The organism is Salmonella sp. FC25216, assembly GCF_057751355.1.
On sequence record NZ_JBDGON010000001.1, the window covers coordinates 483,355 to 499,288 of the forward strand.

General features: G+C 52.0%; 18 protein-coding genes. 8 read left to right on the forward strand and 10 right to left on the reverse strand.

Features of this window, described 5'->3' with window-relative positions; all coding sequences use genetic code 11:
* The first annotated feature begins 116 nt into the window (after positions 1 to 116).
* Together msrA and paeA are read left to right on the forward strand one after the other, a co-directional pair.
* Entirely contained in the window at positions 117 to 755 is a 639-nt protein-coding gene (msrA, locus tag AC3G3F_RS02240; protein WP_023248648.1) for a peptide-methionine (S)-S-oxide reductase MsrA, read from the forward strand.
* A gap of 183 nt (positions 756 to 938) precedes the next feature.
* Positions 939 to 2,282 (forward strand): polyamine export protein PaeA, encoded by a 1,344-nt coding sequence (gene paeA / locus AC3G3F_RS02245; RefSeq protein ID WP_023248649.1) that lies wholly within the window; start codon positions 939 to 941, stop codon positions 2,280 to 2,282.
* An 84-nt stretch (positions 2,283 to 2,366) separates the two neighbouring features.
* On the opposite strand, the gene AC3G3F_RS02250 is transcribed toward paeA, so the two are convergent.
* Positions 2,367 to 2,573, reverse strand: coding sequence for a DUF1107 domain-containing protein (locus AC3G3F_RS02250; protein WP_023248650.1), 207 nt, complete (start codon positions 2,571 to 2,573; stop codon positions 2,367 to 2,369).
* Positions 2,574 to 2,898: 325 nt separating this feature from the next.
* Between AC3G3F_RS02250 and AC3G3F_RS02255 the strand changes: the two genes are divergently transcribed.
* Positions 2,899 to 3,456, forward strand: a complete 558-nt coding sequence (locus AC3G3F_RS02255) for a YtfJ family protein (protein ID WP_023248651.1) — start codon at positions 2,899 to 2,901, stop codon at positions 3,454 to 3,456.
* Here AC3G3F_RS02255 and cysQ read toward each other — a convergent pair.
* Positions 3,446 to 4,186, reverse strand: coding sequence for a 3'(2'),5'-bisphosphate nucleotidase CysQ (gene cysQ / locus AC3G3F_RS02260; protein ID WP_000893398.1), 741 nt, complete (start codon positions 4,184 to 4,186; stop codon positions 3,446 to 3,448). The genes AC3G3F_RS02255 and cysQ overlap by 11 nt on opposite strands.
* 268 nt (positions 4,187 to 4,454) lie before the next feature.
* Between cysQ and AC3G3F_RS02265 the strand changes: the two genes are divergently transcribed.
* Complete coding sequence (locus AC3G3F_RS02265; RefSeq protein WP_023248652.1) at positions 4,455 to 6,398, forward strand: bifunctional 2',3'-cyclic-nucleotide 2'-phosphodiesterase/3'-nucleotidase; 1,944 nt, start codon at positions 4,455 to 4,457, stop codon at positions 6,396 to 6,398.
* A gap of 57 nt (positions 6,399 to 6,455) precedes the next feature.
* Here AC3G3F_RS02265 and AC3G3F_RS02270 read toward each other — a convergent pair whose 3' ends face one another.
* Positions 6,456 to 6,842: a winged helix-turn-helix transcriptional regulator gene (locus tag AC3G3F_RS02270; protein WP_023248653.1), complete on the reverse strand. Its 387-nt coding sequence runs from the start codon at positions 6,840 to 6,842 to the stop codon at positions 6,456 to 6,458.
* An 87-nt stretch (positions 6,843 to 6,929) separates the two neighbouring features.
* Between AC3G3F_RS02270 and AC3G3F_RS02275 the strand changes: the two genes are divergently transcribed.
* From AC3G3F_RS02275 to ytfE, 3 genes are all read left to right on the forward strand, one after another.
* Positions 6,930 to 7,778, forward strand: coding sequence for an SDR family oxidoreductase (locus AC3G3F_RS02275; protein WP_023248654.1), 849 nt, complete (start codon positions 6,930 to 6,932; stop codon positions 7,776 to 7,778).
* Positions 7,779 to 7,858: 80 nt separating this feature from the next.
* On the forward strand, positions 7,859 to 8,824 hold the full coding sequence (locus tag AC3G3F_RS02280; protein ID WP_023248655.1) for a DMT family transporter: 966 nt from the start codon (positions 7,859 to 7,861) through the stop codon (positions 8,822 to 8,824).
* A 102-nt stretch (positions 8,825 to 8,926) separates the two neighbouring features.
* Positions 8,927 to 9,589, forward strand: coding sequence for an iron-sulfur cluster repair protein YtfE (gene ytfE / locus AC3G3F_RS02285; protein ID WP_000331471.1), 663 nt, complete (start codon positions 8,927 to 8,929; stop codon positions 9,587 to 9,589).
* A 111-nt stretch (positions 9,590 to 9,700) separates the two neighbouring features.
* Here ytfE and cycA read toward each other — a convergent pair whose 3' ends face one another.
* Both cycA and bamJ read right to left on the reverse strand, forming a co-directional pair.
* Positions 9,701 to 11,110 (reverse strand): D-serine/D-alanine/glycine transporter, encoded by a 1,410-nt coding sequence (gene cycA / locus AC3G3F_RS02290; protein ID WP_023248657.1) that lies wholly within the window; start codon positions 11,108 to 11,110, stop codon positions 9,701 to 9,703.
* A gap of 294 nt (positions 11,111 to 11,404) precedes the next feature.
* A complete protein-coding gene (bamJ, locus tag AC3G3F_RS02295; RefSeq protein ID WP_023248658.1) occupies positions 11,405 to 12,025 on the reverse strand; it encodes a BamJ family beta-barrel-assembly machinery protein in 621 nt (206 codons plus the stop codon).
* 220 nt (positions 12,026 to 12,245) lie between these two features.
* On the opposite strand from bamJ, the gene AC3G3F_RS02300 reads away from it, so the two are divergent.
* Complete coding sequence (locus tag AC3G3F_RS02300; protein WP_023248659.1) at positions 12,246 to 12,881, forward strand: LysM-like peptidoglycan-binding domain-containing protein; 636 nt, start codon at positions 12,246 to 12,248, stop codon at positions 12,879 to 12,881.
* Between the two features lie 49 nt (positions 12,882 to 12,930).
* Here the strand turns inward: AC3G3F_RS02300 and AC3G3F_RS02305 are convergent, their stop codons facing one another.
* The 5 genes from AC3G3F_RS02305 to rpsF all read right to left on the reverse strand — a co-directional run bounded on the left by AC3G3F_RS02305 (position 12,931) and on the right by rpsF (position 15,445).
* Positions 12,931 to 13,857, reverse strand: coding sequence for a DMT family transporter (locus AC3G3F_RS02305; protein WP_488394371.1), 927 nt, complete (start codon positions 13,855 to 13,857; stop codon positions 12,931 to 12,933).
* 148 nt (positions 13,858 to 14,005) lie between these two features.
* Complete coding sequence (rplI, locus tag AC3G3F_RS02310; protein ID WP_001196065.1) at positions 14,006 to 14,455, reverse strand: 50S ribosomal protein L9; 450 nt, start codon at positions 14,453 to 14,455, stop codon at positions 14,006 to 14,008.
* A 41-nt stretch (positions 14,456 to 14,496) separates the two neighbouring features.
* Positions 14,497 to 14,724, reverse strand: a complete 228-nt coding sequence (gene rpsR / locus AC3G3F_RS02315; RefSeq protein ID WP_000135199.1) for a 30S ribosomal protein S18 — start codon at positions 14,722 to 14,724, stop codon at positions 14,497 to 14,499.
* Positions 14,725 to 14,728: 4 nt separating this feature from the next.
* Entirely contained in the window at positions 14,729 to 15,043 is a 315-nt protein-coding gene (priB, locus tag AC3G3F_RS02320; RefSeq protein WP_012134407.1) for a primosomal replication protein N, read from the reverse strand.
* A gap of 6 nt (positions 15,044 to 15,049) precedes the next feature.
* Positions 15,050 to 15,445: a 30S ribosomal protein S6 gene (rpsF, locus tag AC3G3F_RS02325; RefSeq protein WP_001216673.1), complete on the reverse strand. Its 396-nt coding sequence runs from the start codon at positions 15,443 to 15,445 to the stop codon at positions 15,050 to 15,052.
* Positions 15,446 to 15,934: the final 489 nt, after the last annotated feature.

The following is a 15,934-nucleotide window of genomic DNA, read 5'->3' on the forward strand; positions in this document are numbered from 1 at the left end:
ACGACAGCCCAAATATTTCTTATGGTTAAATCCAGATACATTAATGTTGTTATTGTGTGCAAAGATGCGTCTCGTTACAACCTTAACGCCAATTAACGCTTTCGGGAGAATGGCTCATGAGTTTATTTGATAAAAAACATCTTGTTACTCAAGCAGATGCGTTACCAGGACGCAATACCCCGATGCCGATCGCCACTCTGCATGCGGTAAATGAACACTCTATGACCAATGTTCCTGCCGGGATGGAGATCGCCTACTTCGCTATGGGCTGTTTCTGGGGCGTAGAACGTTTATTCTGGCAATTGCCCGGCGTATATAGCACCGCGGCAGGGTATGCGGGCGGTTACACGCCTAATCCAACCTACCGGGAAGTCTGCTCCGGACAGACCGGTCATGCCGAAGCGGTACGGGTAGTGTACGATCCTGCCGTTATCAGTTATGAGCAACTTTTACAGGTCTTCTGGGAAAATCACGATCCGGCGCAGGGGATGCAACAAGGCAACGATCACGGTACGCAATACCGTTCTGCGATTTATCCCTTAACACCGGAACAGAGTACCGCCGCTCACGCCAGTCGCGAGCGCTTCCAGTCGGCAATGGCCACCGCCGGAGACGATCGCCCAATTACCACGGAAATCGCCCATGCGACGCCGTTTTACTACGCCGAAGATGAACACCAACAGTATCTGCACAAAAATCCGTACGGTTACTGCGGGATTGGCGGGCTCGGCGTTTGCCTGCCGCCTGACGCGTGACGCGTGACGGCGTAGGGGGCGCTTGTCGGCGTTGAAAATTAACCCTCTGGCGACTTTACAGTAGCTTACGCTATACTAGCCCTGAACTTACCGGCTCACTGCTACGAGCCGGTTTTCATTAAACGTTACCACACGGATTTATAAACTTCCCTTCCGAGGATCTGGCGTTTCGCCGGATAAGATATGTTAAACAGTATATTCATTATATTCTGCCTGATCGCTGTAAGTGCGTTCTTCTCCATCTCCGAGATCTCGCTTGCCGCATCACGTAAGATTAAACTCAAGTTATTGGCTGATGAAGGCAGTATCAACGCACAACGCGTATTGAAAATGCAGGAAAATCCCGGCATGTTTTTCACCGTTGTGCAAATTGGCCTGAACGCCGTCGCTATTCTTGGCGGTATCGTCGGCGATGCGGCATTTTCGCCCGCCTTTTCCGCCCTTTTCTCGCACTATATGTCGCCAGAACTCTCCGAGCAGCTGAGCTTTATTCTCTCTTTCTCGCTGGTGACGGGGCTGTTTATCCTGTTCGCGGATTTAACCCCGAAACGCATCGGTATGATTGCGCCAGAAGCTGTGGCTTTGCGTATCATCAACCCGATGCGCTTCTGCCTGTTCGTTTTTCGCCCGCTGGTGTGGCTGTTTAACGGCATGGCAAACAACATCTTCCGCCTGTTCAAAATTCCAATGGTGCGGAAAGACGACATCACTTCTGATGATATTTACGCGGTGGTGGAAGCCGGCGCGCTGGCGGGCGTTTTGCGCAAGCAAGAGCACGAACTGATTGAAAACGTGTTTGAACTTGAATCCCGCACCGTACCGTCTTCTATGACGTCGCGCGAAAGTATCATCTGGTTTGATCTGCACGAAGACGAACAAAGCCTGAAGAAAAAGGTCGCCGAACATCCGCACTCAAAATTTTTAGTATGTAATGAAGATATCGACCACATCATCGGCTATGTAGACTCCAAAGATCTGCTGAATCGCGTGCTGGCGAACCAAAGTATGGCGCTGAATAGCGGCGTGCAAATTCGCAATACCTTGATTGTGCCGGATACGCTGACCCTTTCCGAGGCGCTGGAAAGTTTCAAAACGGCGGGCGAAGATTTCGCGGTCATTATGAATGAATACGCGCTGGTCGTCGGTATTATCACGCTGAACGATGTGATGACTACGCTGATGGGCGATCTGGTCGGCCAGGGACTGGAAGAACAAATTGTGGCGCGCGATGAGAATTCCTGGCTGGTTGACGGCGGCACGCCGATTGACGACGTCATGCGCGTGCTGGATATCGATGAGTTTCCGCAATCCGGCAACTATGAAACCATCGGCGGCTTTATGATGTTTATGCTGCGTAAGATCCCGAAACGTACCGATTCGGTGAAGCTGGCTGGCTACAAATTTGAAGTGGTGGATATCGACAACTACCGCATCGATCAGTTGCTGGTCACGCGTCTCGACAGTAAAACCAACGTTCCGGCACCGAAATTGCCAGATGCGAAAGGCAAAGAAGACGGCGCGGCCTGAAATCCGTTTACCAGAAACATTAACGGCTCCTGATCCAGGAGCCGTTTTTTTTTACTTTTTTAACCTACTGCATAGCACTTTTGGTTACGCCATCTCAGTTTGCAGACGCATAACCTGACGGTTAACTTCAGACATCACAGAAAAATGCTGCTTGTCTCTCACTTTTGGGATAAGAATCTTACCCTTATCGAACTCAAAAGCGCCAACATCCTTGATATATAACCGTCCACGGAACAGGATCTTCACGTACTTCGCCACCTGTAGCGGGTTGTAGCGTTGGAAAATTTTCATTGTTGTCTCCTGCTGAGTATTACGCCCTTGCGGTGCCACAATCGGCCCAACAGTTTTAAGGCGCAAATTTTAATGCCATATGACTATAGACCATATCTACGTCGTTTCCAGTGTGCATAAGTATATTTACCTTTTGATTACAGTTATTCAGAATTATCTAAACATCAGCTCATTTTTGTCAGTATATGCCTTCATTTTTCACAGGAAGTGTGCGCCCACCCGCAAACTGGCATCCCCTTTGCGGGAAAAAGCATCAATCGCACATATGATTAACTGTCGGCCCAAAGTGGTCGGATCACCTGCAAAAAATAAAGAAGGAATGACCATGACCCTACGTAAAATTCTGGCAATGTCGTGCCTGCTACTCCCTATAATGGCTTCCGCGCATAACCTTGAAGTTAACCAACGGGTGCCGCCGGTAGGCATTGCCGATCGTGGCGAACTGATGTTGAATAAAGATGAGTTTAGCTATAAAAACTGGAATAGCGCGCAACTGGCGGGAAAAGTGCGCGTCCTGCTACATATTGCCGGACGAACGTCAGCGAAGGAGAAAAACGCCACGCTGATTGAAGCGATTAAAGCCGCCAGGCTTCCGCACGACAGATACCAGACGACCACAATTGTGAATACCGATGATGCGATCCCAGGCTCCGGTATGTTCGTGCGTAGCAGTATAGAAAGTAATAAAAAGCTCTATCCGTGGTCGCAATTTATTGTCGACAGCAATGGCGTGGCGCGCAACGCCTGGCAATTAAAAGAAGAGGGGTCCGCCGTCATCGTGCTTGACAAAGACGGGCGGGTTCAATGGGTGAAAGATGGCGCGTTAACCCAACAAGAGGTACAACAGGTGGTCGACCTGCTGCATAAGCTCCTCAATAAATAGTCACCCGGAAGCCGGGGTTAAGGAACGATTCACGAGGGGTATAGTCCAGCGTTTTTCCCTGCCAGTCGTGAACGTGCGCCCCGGCTGCAACGGCAATAGCATGGCCTGCGGCAGTGTCCCAGACGCTGGTCGGCCCAAATCTGGGGTAAAGCTGCGCCTGGCCTTCCGCCACCAGACAGAATTTCAGCGAGGAACCAATAGAGGTTGTCTGATGTTCGCCAAGCTGTTGGAGATATTCGGTGAGTTCATCATCCGTATGCGAACGGCTAATCACTACCAGCGGCGGGCGGGCATCCCGGACCTGAATCTGCTTACGCACCCCGCACTCCTCTTTCCAGGCCTTACCCTCCGCCGCGTAGTACATCACTTTCAGCACCGGCGCATAGACAACGCCCAACACCGGCTTGCCCTGCTCAATCAGCGCAATATTGACCGTAAATTCTCCATTACGCTTGATGAATTCTTTGGTGCCGTCGAGCGGATCGACCAGCCAGTAACGCTGCCAGTGCTGGCGCACTTCCCAGGCGGGCGGATCTTCTTCTGAAAGCACAGGAATATCCGGCGTGAGCGTACGTAACCCTTCGAGAATCACGGTATGTGCGGCGATATCCGCCGCAGTGACTGGAGAATCGTCCTGCTTACGGGCGTACTCCATCGGTTTGGCTCCATCATAAACCTGCATAATGGCATCGCCCGCGTTCCGTGCAAGCTGGCATACTTGTTCTAACATTCTCCACCTCTTTATGGCAGGGGCGTTAACTCGTTGTTTTACTTATACCCGATCGTTAAGGGTTCCGCCAACTGTGATACCGTCTGCGGTTTTGATAATACCTTTCATGGCATGATTCACCATTCTGTGAACAATCGCAAAAAATCGGCCAGATGGGACGGTTTCGCCTTCTCCTGGCGACGGTCAGAGCGATTATCGGGTTTCACTGTTTGTCATCGCTATTTTTCACTATCCGGCTTTTGTATTGCGTTCTTAAAAGGTGCCTCTGATGATTAAGTTTAGTGCAACGCTTCTGGCTACGCTGATCGCTGCCAGCGTGAATGCGGCCACCGTCGATCTCCGTATCATGGAAACTACTGATTTACATAGCAACATGATGGATTTCGATTATTACAAGGATACCGCAACCGAAAAATTCGGATTGGTACGTACCGCAAGTTTGATTAATGCCGCCCGAAATGAAGTCAAAAACAGTGTGCTGGTGGATAACGGCGACCTGATTCAGGGGAGCCCACTGGGCGATTATATGGCGGCAAAAGGACTCAAAGAAGGCGATATTCACCCGGTCTATAAAGCGCTCAATACTCTGGATTACGCGGTTGGAAACCTCGGCAACCATGAGTTTAATTATGGTCTGGACTATCTGCATAACGCGCTGGCCGGCGCGAAATTCCCTTACGTTAACGCCAATATTATCGACGTTAAAACCCAAAAGCCGCTCTTTACGCCTTATCTGATTAAAGAGACGAACGTTATTGATAAAGACGGCAACCCGCAAACCGTGAAAATCGGCTATATCGGCTTTGTGCCGCCGCAAATCATGATCTGGGATAAAGCGAATCTGAGCGGAAAAGTCACCGTAAATGACATCACGGAAACCGCCAGGAAATATGTGCCCGAAATGCGCGAGAAAGGTGCTGATATAGTGGTAGTAATTGCTCACTCTGGCCTTTCTGCCGATCCGTACCACAGCATGGCGGAAAACTCGGTTTATTACCTCAGTGAAGTTCCCGGCGTCGACGCTATTATGTTTGGCCACGCCCACGCCGTCTTCCCCGGTAAAGATTTTGCCGACATCAAAGGCGCGGATATCGCCAAAGGTACGCTTAACGGCATTCCTGCGGTGATGCCTGGCATGTGGGGCGACCATCTGGGAGTGGTCGATTTGGTGCTCAATAACGACAGCGGCAAATGGCAGGTTACGCAGGCGAAAGCGGAAGCGCGGCCCATTTACGACGCCGCCGCTAAAAAGTCGCTGGCGGCGGAAGACAGTAAGCTGGTCGGTATTCTGAAAGCCGACCACGATGCCACCCGCGAGTTTGTCAGCAAGCCCATTGGTAAATCCGCCGATAACATGTACAGCTATCTTGCTCTGGTGCAGGACGATCCTACCGTACAGGTGGTGAATAACGCGCAAAAAGCGTATGTGGAACACTTTATTCAGGGCGATCCGGATCTGGCGAAACTGCCGGTGCTTTCCGCCGCCGCGCCGTTTAAAGTCGGGGGGCGTAAGAACGATCCCGCCAGCTTTGTCGAAGTGGAAAAAGGCCAGTTGACCTTCCGTAACGCCGCCGATCTTTATCTCTATCCGAATACGCTGGTGGTGGTGAAAGCCAGCGGCAAGGAGGTAAAAGAGTGGCTGGAATGTTCTGCCGGACAGTTTAATCAGATTGATATTCACAGCAACAAACCGCAATCATTGATCAATTGGGATGGCTTTCGCACCTATAATTTCGATGTCATTGACGGCGTGAATTATCAAATCGATGTGTCACAGCCCGCCCGCTATGATGGCGAATGCCAGATGGTGAATCCGCAGGCGGAGCGTATTAAAAACCTGACCTTTAACGGTAAGCCTGTCGACCCGAGCGCTACGTTCCTGGTCGCCACGAATAACTATCGCGCTTACGGCGGCAAGTTTGCCGGCACTGGCGACAGCCATATCGCCTTTGCGTCTCCGGATGAAAATCGCGCCGTGCTGGCGGCATGGATTGGCGCAGAGTCAAAACGCGCAGGCGAAATCCATCCGGCGGCGGATAATAACTGGCGTCTGGCACCAATCCACAGCGATACGACGCTGGATATCCGCTTTGAAACATCGCCAGGCGATAAAGCCGCTGCTTTCATTAAAGAGAAAGGGCAGTATCCGATGAATAAGGTTGCTGTCGATGATATCGGTTTTGCCATTTATCAGGTGGATTTGAGCAAGTAACGTTAGTACCGTATGGCGCCGCGTTTATTCGGCCTGACTGGCAGGCCGAATAAAGCGCTAGCCGCCATCTGATATACGCTCCCGCTGCGCCAATACCTGCGACAAATTCAGTTCTACCCAGTCCGCCAGCGCGGCGACTTTATCGCTCACCTGCTCGCCAAGCGGCGTCAGGCTGTACTCCACATGCGGCGGAACAACGGGATATGACACCCGGTTGAGAAATCCGTCCTGTTCAAGCGCCTGTAACGACTGCGCCAGCATCTTTTCACTCACGCCTCCCATCTTGCGGCGCAGGTCGCTAAAACGGTGTGTACCGTCGCGTAACGCCACCAGGATCAGCACGCCCCAGCGACTGGTGACATGTTTTAACACCTCGCGGGACGGGCACTGTTCAGCAAAGAGATTGCCTTCACGCAACTGCCGGGAAAGAGAATGAGCATGCATTGATACTTACCTTTTTGTACGTACTTACTAAAAGTAAGTTTAGGTGGTAGCGTAATAAAACACAAGACCAATACTGAGGAGTTCACCATGATTGCTATCACCGGCGCAACGGGCCAACTGGGCCAACACGTTATTGAAAACCTGCTAAAAACGACGCCCGCCAGTCACCTCGTCGCGATTGTCCGTAACCCGAAAAAAGCCGCCCCGCTCAGTCAGCGCGGGATCGCCGTTCGCCTGGCGGATTACGCTAACGAAGCTGCACTGACCACCGCGTTACAGGGCGTTGATAAACTGCTGCTCATTTCATCCAGCGAAGTAGGACAACGCACCGCGCAGCATCGCAACGTCATTCAGGCCGCCATTACCGCGAAGGTGAAATTCATCGCCTATACCAGCCTGCTACATGCGGATAAATCGCCACTGGCGCTCGCTGATGAACATATTGAAACTGAAAAGATGCTGGCTGAGTCAGGTATTCCTCACACGCTATTACGTAACGGCTGGTATACGGAAAACTATCTGGCGAGCGTCCCTGCCGCGCTGAAGCATGGCGTCTTTATTGGCGCGGCGGGAGAAGGGAAAATCGCCTCCGCAATGCGCGCTGACTATGCCGCCGCCGCCGCGCGCGTCATCAGTGAAGAGGGTCACGCCGGGAATGTTTACGAGCTGGCAGGTGATGACGCCTGGACATTAAGCCAGTTGGTGGATGAACTTACTCATCAGAGCGGAAAAAAAATCGTCTACCAGAACCTGAGCGAAGTCGATTTTGCCGCCGCGCTGAAAGGCGCAGGCCTGCCTGACGGACTGGCGGATATGTTGGCTAATTCTGACGTTGGCGCAGCGAAAGGCGGCCTGTTTGATAACAGCCATACGTTGCGTAAACTCATTGGTCGCCCGACGACGATGCTCACAGAAAGCCTTCGCTCCGTATTGTAAGTGTTAAAATTTAGTTAATTTATGTAGCATCCTCATAGACCTTCTCTGATAATGACGGAACGGTTTATGAGGAGAATCTGATGATTAGCGGCGTGCTATACGCCCTGCTGGCAGGGCTAATGTGGGGATTGATTTTCGTCGGCCCGTTAATCGTGCCGGATTACCCGGCCCTCTTACAGTCAATGGGACGCTATCTGGCGCTGGGGCTGATTGCCCTGCCGGTTGCCTGGTTAGGCCGCACGCGGTTACGCCAGTTGACGCGCAAAGACTGGTCCACCGCCCTGTCACTGACTCTGATGGGCAACCTGATCTATTACACCTGCCTCGCCAGCGCCATTCAGCGAACCGGCGCGCCAGTTTCGACGATGATCATCGGGACGCTACCGGTCGTCATTCCGGTTTTCGCTAACGTTCTCTATAGCCAACGGGACGGCAGATTATCCTGGCTGCGCTTAGCGCCCGCGCTGGCGCTTATCGGTTTTGGCCTGCTGTGCGTCAATATTGCTGAACTTAGTCAAGGATTATCCGATGTTAGCGGCTGGCGCTATGGTTCAGGTATTGTGCTGGCGCTGATTTCTGTAGCGTGCTGGGCATGGTATGCGCTGCGCAACGCCCGCTGGCTGCGGGAAAATCCCGACAAACATCCCATGATGTGGGCAACGGCGCAGGCGCTGGTCACGCTGCCAGTCTCGTTAATCGGCTATGCGGCGGTTTGTCTGTGGCTGAGTATCCAGAAACCGACGTTTGCCCTGCCCTTTGGCCCACATCCCGCGCTGTTTATCGGTCTGATGATCGCCATCGCGGTGCTATGTTCCTGGGTGGGCGCGCTGTGCTGGAATATCGCCAGCCAAAAATTGCCAACCGTTATTTTAGGGCCGCTGATTGTTTTTGAGACGCTGGCGGGACTGCTCTATACCTTCATTCTACGCCAGGAAATTCCGCCATTCCTGACGTTAAGCGGCATTGCGCTCCTGGTGGCTGGCGTGGTCATCGCCGTGAGAGCGAAACCAGAAAAAGCGACCGTCGTTCCGGTCACGGAACGCTAGTCTCATGCTGGATTAAATTATACGCACCCCGAAAGAGTTATAGCCTCGTCTTAAAGATGCATTTAAAATACAACTTATGTTATTGCAAATGAGGTAACGGCTATGGCTTATCGCGATCAACCTTTAGGCGAACTGGCGCTCTCTATTCCCCGCGCATCGGCGCTGTTTCGCCAGTACGATATGGATTACTGCTGCGGCGGAAAACAGACGCTGGCGCGCGCCGCCGCGCGTCACGACGTCGATATTGACATCATTGAAGCGCAACTGGCGCAATTGGCTGAACAGCCCATCGAAAAAGACTGGCGCGCCGTTCCGCTGGCGGACATTATTGACCATATCGTTGTTCGCTATCATGACCGACATCGCGAACAACTGCCGGAGCTTATCCTGCAGGCAACCAAAGTGGAACGCGTTCACGCGGATAAGCCAAACGTCCCACGCGGCCTGACAAAATATCTCACCGCGCTGCATGAAGAGCTTTCCAGCCATATGATGAAAGAAGAACAGATCCTGTTCCCAATGATCAAACAGGGTATGGGTCGCCAGGCAACGGGCCCGATAAGCGTAATGGAAAGCGAGCATGACGAGGCGGGAGAGCTGGTAGACGTCATCAAACACGTCACCCAAAATGTAACGCCGCCGCCAGAAGCCTGCACCACCTGGAAAGCGATGTATAACGGCATTAATGAGATGATTGATGATCTGATGGAGCACATCAGCCTAGAGAATAACGTGCTGTTCCCACGCGCGCTGGCCGGCGAATAATCGCCAGCCGGGCATTTTGCCGGATGGCGGCTGTAAACTGCGCCTTATCCGGCCTACAAATCAACGCTACGCTGTAAGCCCGGTAAGCGCCAGCGCCACCGGGCAAAACAATTAACGCATTCCCGCCATCCGTTTCTTACCTATCAACAGCCAGCCCAGACCCAACGCGATAAACCACAGCGGCGTCACGATCAGCGCCTGGCGCGTATCATCTTCCAGCGTCAGCAATACCAGCACGAACGCAAAGAACGCCATGCAGACCCAGCACATCAGCTTACCGAGCGGCATCTTATAGATGGATTTTTCATGCAGGTGAGGACGCTGTTTGCGGTACACCAGGTATGAACACAGAATGATGGTCCAGACAAACATAAACAGAATGGCCGAAACCGTAGTGATCATGGTGAATGCGCCAATCACGCTCGGGTTGACCATCAGCATAACCACGCCGCCCAGCAGGCAGATACACGAGAAGGTTAGTCCTTTCGCCGGTACTGCGCGTTTTGACAGTTTAGCGAATGCTTTTGGCGCCACGCCTTCTTGCGCCAGACCAAACAGCATACGACTGGTCGAGAAGACGCCGCTGTTGGCGGAAGACGCCGCCGAGGTCAACACGACAAAGTTGATCACGCTCGCGGCAGCAGGCAGGCCCACCAGCACAAACAGCTCAACAAACGGGCTCTTATCCGGCACCACGGAACTCCACGGCGTCACCGACATAATAACAATCAGCGCAAAGACGTAGAACATAATGATACGGATCGGTATCGAGTTAATCGCGCGCGGCAGCGATTTTTCCGGATCTTTGGTTTCTGCGGCGGTGGTGCCGACCAGTTCAATCCCTACGAAGGCGAACACCGCAATCTGGAAACCGGCAAAGAACCCGCTAATACCTTTCGGGAACCAGCCGCCGTCATTCCACAGATGCGCGAAAGACGCTTCAACGCCGGTTGGCGATTTAAAGTGCATCGCAATCATGACCAGCCCGACCACAATCAACGCCACGATGGCGACGATTTTGACCATAGCAAACCAAAATTCCATTTCACCAAACATTTTAACGGTGGCGAGGTTGAGGCTTAGCAGCAGGATCACTATCACCAGCGAGGCCACCCAATCGGAAAGGCCAGGGAACCAGAACTGCGCGTAGGCGGTAATCGCCACCACGTCAGCCATACCGGTCACTACCCAGCAAAACCAGTACGTCCAGCCGGTGAAATATCCCGCCCAGGGACCAAGCAGGTCGGAAGCAAAATCACTAAACGATTTGTATTCCAGATTCGAGAGCAGCAACTCCCCCATGGCGCGCATCACGAAGAAAAGCATAAAACCGATGATCATATACACAAAAATGATCGACGGTCCGGCGAGACTGATCGTTTTACCCGATCCCATAAACAGACCGGTACCAATAGCGCCGCCGATGGCGATAAGCTGTATATGACGGTTTGTAAGATTGCGCCGTAGCGACTGTTCAGCCGGAGCCTGTTCGTCGGCTGCGACTTTTACCTGATCTACCATGTTTTTTCTTCCTGTACCTGTCTGTGTTGTGCGGGCTCTACGGCCTTTGGTCTATGATACGACGATCCTGTTATCAGGACTCATCGATATTAGGTAAGAATCGGCGGGATGAATACTAAGATTTAAATATAATGTTAATTTTATGTTTAAAGTGAGTGTTATATCACTTTGATAATGCGAATTATCTCACAAAAATACACGTAGCGATTCCATTTGCAAAATAAAATATCGACATCTACTGAATTCAAGGATTGCCGGATGGCGGCTTCGCCTTATCCGGCAAATCCACGGCGCTTACAGGATTTCCAGCAACTCTACCTCAAACACCAGGGTACTGAATGGCGGAATAGATGCCCCGGCCCCACGCTCACCATAGGCTAGCTCCTGTGGTATAGTCAGCTCCCATTTGGAACCTACTGGCATCAGAGTCAGCGCTTCAATCCAGCCGGCGATCACGCCATTTACCGGAAATTCAGCCGGTTCGCCGCGTGCGACGGAGCTGTCAAATACGGTGCCATCAATAAGCTTACCAGTATAATGCACTCGTACGCGGTCGGTACGCGCTGGAATCGCACCTTCGCCTTGCGTCAGAACGCGGAACTGCAAACCGGATTCAGTACTGTTCACACCGTCTTTTTCGCGGTTTTCTTCCAGATATTTCACGCCCTCGGCCGCCATCGCTTTAAAACGCTCACGACGCACCGCGTCCGCACGTTCATGAATTTCACGCAGCGCACGATGCACCACATCAACAGGAACCGCCGGCTGTTTACCTTCCAGCGCATCAGCAATGCCTGCAACCAGCGCTTCAGGCAACAGTCCTTCAAGACCGGATTCGCTGAGCTGCTGCCCTACCTGCAAACCAATGCCGTAGCTCGCTTGCGCTTCGATAGTGTCAAAATTCGGGGTGGCCATTATTTTTCCTTCATCGGATATCAAAAAAAGTAGCGGGCAGCATAACAGCCACGCTTCTTCTGGTAAAACTTTGTCTCAGGGAGGATGACAAATCGCAGGGAAAAAGAAACAATAGATTATCCGTATTGACGTCACGAAAGCGGATAGCACTACCAGTATCATAGCGTTAGCCATCTATACTCTATGATTAAGGAACGAGATGCGGAGCAGGAGGTAAACCATGCCCGGGCGCTTTGAACTAAAACCAACCCTGGCGAAAATCTGGCACGCGCCGGATAATTTTCGCCTCATGGAGCCACTGCCGCCGATGCATCGTCGTGGCATTATCATTGCCGCTATCGTGCTGGTGATTGGTTTCCTGCTGCCCGCCAGCGAGACCAGCGACGCGCCTGTCGTCACGCGGGAAGCGCAATTGGATCTGCAATCGCCCTCCCGGGCGCCTGACGAAGCGCAGATTCAGGCGCAACTGGTCGCACCGCAAAACGATCCGGATCAGGTGGCGCCCGTTGCGCCTGAACCTATCCAGGAAGGCCAACCGGAAGAACCAGGCCAAGCGCAAACTCAGCCTTTCCAGCAGGATAGCGGCATCGGTCAACAGTGGCGCTCGTACCGGGTGGAACCGGGTAAAACTCTGGCGCAACTGTTCCGCGATCACGGACTGCCCCCGACAGACGTTTATGCAATGGCGCAGGTAGAAGGCGCTGGCAAACCGCTGAGTAATCTCAAAAATGGTCAAATGATTAAAATTCGCCAGAATGCCAGCGGCGTGGTGACAGGTTTAACGATAGATGGCGATAATGGTCAGCAGGTGCTGTTTACGCGTCAGCCTGACGGCAGTTTTATTCGCGCACAGTAACGCCGGCTGCGCCTTACCCCACCTACACCGCATTCGTTCAGGTGAAGCATTACCGCTTCACCTGATTTACCCACCAGATCCCTGAACATACCAGCACCAGCGCAACCATGTATTTCCACTCCAGAATATTCTCGCCGAGAAAAATAGCCGAGAGTACCGCGCCGGAAACCGGGATCAGAAAGTTAAACGGCGCAATCATCCCCACGCGATTATATTTGAGTAAAATGCTCCATAGCGCAAAAGCGACCGACGAGAGCAGCGTCAGGTAGCCCAAAATCGCCACCGACGAGAAGCCATGTATCGTCAGCGTACCGCCAAAAACGTAACCGCCAATGACCAGTACCAGACCGCCAATCCCCAATTGATAGCCAGTCATGACCATCGGATCGACCGTCTGCGAGAGACGTTTACCATACAACGTGGCCGCAGAAAGAATAAACGCCGCCAGTACTACGGAGCCCTCCCCCGGCAGATTAAAGCTGAAATCCAGACCGCTACTGACGTTCACCGCCATGACGCCCGCAAAGCCCAGAATACAGCCGAGCGTTTTGTTGTAGCTCAGTCGGTCGTTCTGATAAATAAAGTGCGCCAGCAATACGCTGAAGAATGTGCCCGTGGCGTTCATGATTGAGCCTTTCACGCCAGTGGTGAACGCGAGGCCGATATAGAAAAAGAGATATTGCAGCGACGTCTGGGTCAGCCCCAGTAACGTCAACTGACCAAACTGGCGCGGGCGAAACCGACCAATCGGTTTACGCTGAAGCAGCGCGAACAGTAGCAGCAACCCACCCGCAAACAAAAAACGATAACCAGCAAAAACAATTTTAGAAGGGATATCGTCGGTGGCTATCTGAAAGAGGTCATAACCGCTTTTGATGGCCGGATAGGCGCTGCCCCACAGCAGGCAACAAAATGCGGCACACAAATAAACGACGTTTCTGCGGGCAAACGGAGAGGCCTGGCGTTGGGTATCCATTCTGTCACCAAGAAATTAAAATAATGTTTTATTTTTTGATTATCGCGAAAAGAGGGGGAGATAGCCAGTCGAAAAACGATAGGGTAAAAAAAGCAAAACGCCGGCGCTGGGCCGACGTTTCGTTGCTAGCAAAAACGAGAATGACTGATTACTCAGCAACCACGTTGATGATAACTTTAGCGAATACTTCGCTGTGAACCTGGAAGTTCACTTCGTGTTCACCAGTGGTACGCAGAACGCCGTTCGGCAGACGAACTTCGCTCTTAGCCACGTCAACGCCAGCCGCAGTAACAGCGTCAGCGATGTCGCGAGTACCGATGGAACCGAACAGTTTACCTTCGTCGCCTGCTTTAGACGCGATAGTAACGGTTTCCAGGGCGTTGATTTTCTCTGCGCGTGCATTTGCAGCAGCCAGAACGTCAGCCAGTTTAGCTTCCAGTTCAGCGCGACGTGCTTCGAAGTATTCAACGTTTTTCTTGGTAGCCGGAACAGCTTTACCCTGTGGTACCAGGAAGTTACGAGCATAGCCCGCTTTAACGTTAACCTGATCACCCAGGCTACCCAGGTTTGCTACTTTATCAAGCAGAATAACTTGCATTACCTTATCCTCTCAAAGTCGTATTAATGGACCGTGACCGATTACTGATGGCGATCAGTGTACGGCAGCAGAGACAGGTAGCGAGCGCGTTTGATAGCGCGAGCCAGCTGACGCTGGTATTTTGCACGGGTACCGGTGATACGGCTTGGGACAATCTTACCGCTTTCGGTGATGTAGTTTTTCAGCGTAGCGATATCTTTATAGTCGATCTCTTGAACGCCTTCCGCGGTGAAACGGCAGAACTTGCGACGACGGAAATAACGTGCCATATGGCTAGTCTCCAGAATCTATCAATTCAATCTGCTCGGCATGCAGAACCATTTTGCTCAGACCGTTCTTTGCCTTGTGGCAAGAGATAAACCCCTGAACGGTTATGCGACTGCCGACCGTTATACTGTGAGTAATGGCCTGGTTTTCGTGTCCGCTAACAATAACGGGCATTTGGCACCACGCCTGCCGGTGAAAGCCGGCTTCCTCTTGCACAGAACGATGCTCAAGCACGAACTGGCAATGCGGAATTCCTGATGGACTGACCTTACGAAGGGGCATCCTGCACACGGTGCCGGACAACGCCAGACGGTTGGTCATCAGAAATTACTCTTCAGAATCCCCAGCTTCAGCATCATCTGCGGTTTCGTTAGCGAAATCATCGCGACGCTCACGGCGCTCGTCTTTCGCTTTAACCATCGGAGATGCTTCGGTAACAGCGTGCTTAGTACGCATAACCATGCTGCGGATAACGGCATCGTTGAAGCGGAAGGTAGTTTCCAGCTCATCGATCACTTCCTGCGGCGCTTCAACGTTCATCAGAACATAGTGCGCTTTGTGCAGTTTGTTGATCGGGTAAGCCAGCTGACGGCGGCCCCAGTCTTCCAGACGGTGGATCTTGCCTTCTGCGCCAGTGATGGCGGCAGAGTAACGCTCGATCATGCCCGGAACCTGTTCGCTCTGGTCAGGATGGACCATAAAAACGATTTCGTAATGACGCATCGAATTGCTCCTTACGGATTATTCAGCCTCCTGTCTGGGTCAGCCGCGGCCCATGGAGGCAAGGAACGTGTTAAAGGTCGGCTGAAAAATGACGCATTATAATACTGGCGCCTGCGGGCAAACTCAAGGTGATTGTACGATTATTTATCGTGCCGGACGCAATACCTATCCCGTCGCATTTTGATACCTATGCTTTTCCCTTATTATCATAAAGTTAACTTTATATCGCACTCCACTATAAACAGCCTGTTCCGGCCGAGAAATTGACGATGTGGTAAGCGCACTGATTTGCCATACAGGTTTTCTTAAACATCGCGGCATACGTCAACGAGTTGTTAATCAGGCAAAAAACGACAATGCGATAATTTTTTGAACAACAGCATCAGAAAAGGTCGCCATCTCTGCGGCGGGTTATGGTTAAAATTAAACCAGAAGCGATTCACTGACGGGAGATAGCGCCAACCAGACCGCGCTGTTGAGGAGGTACAC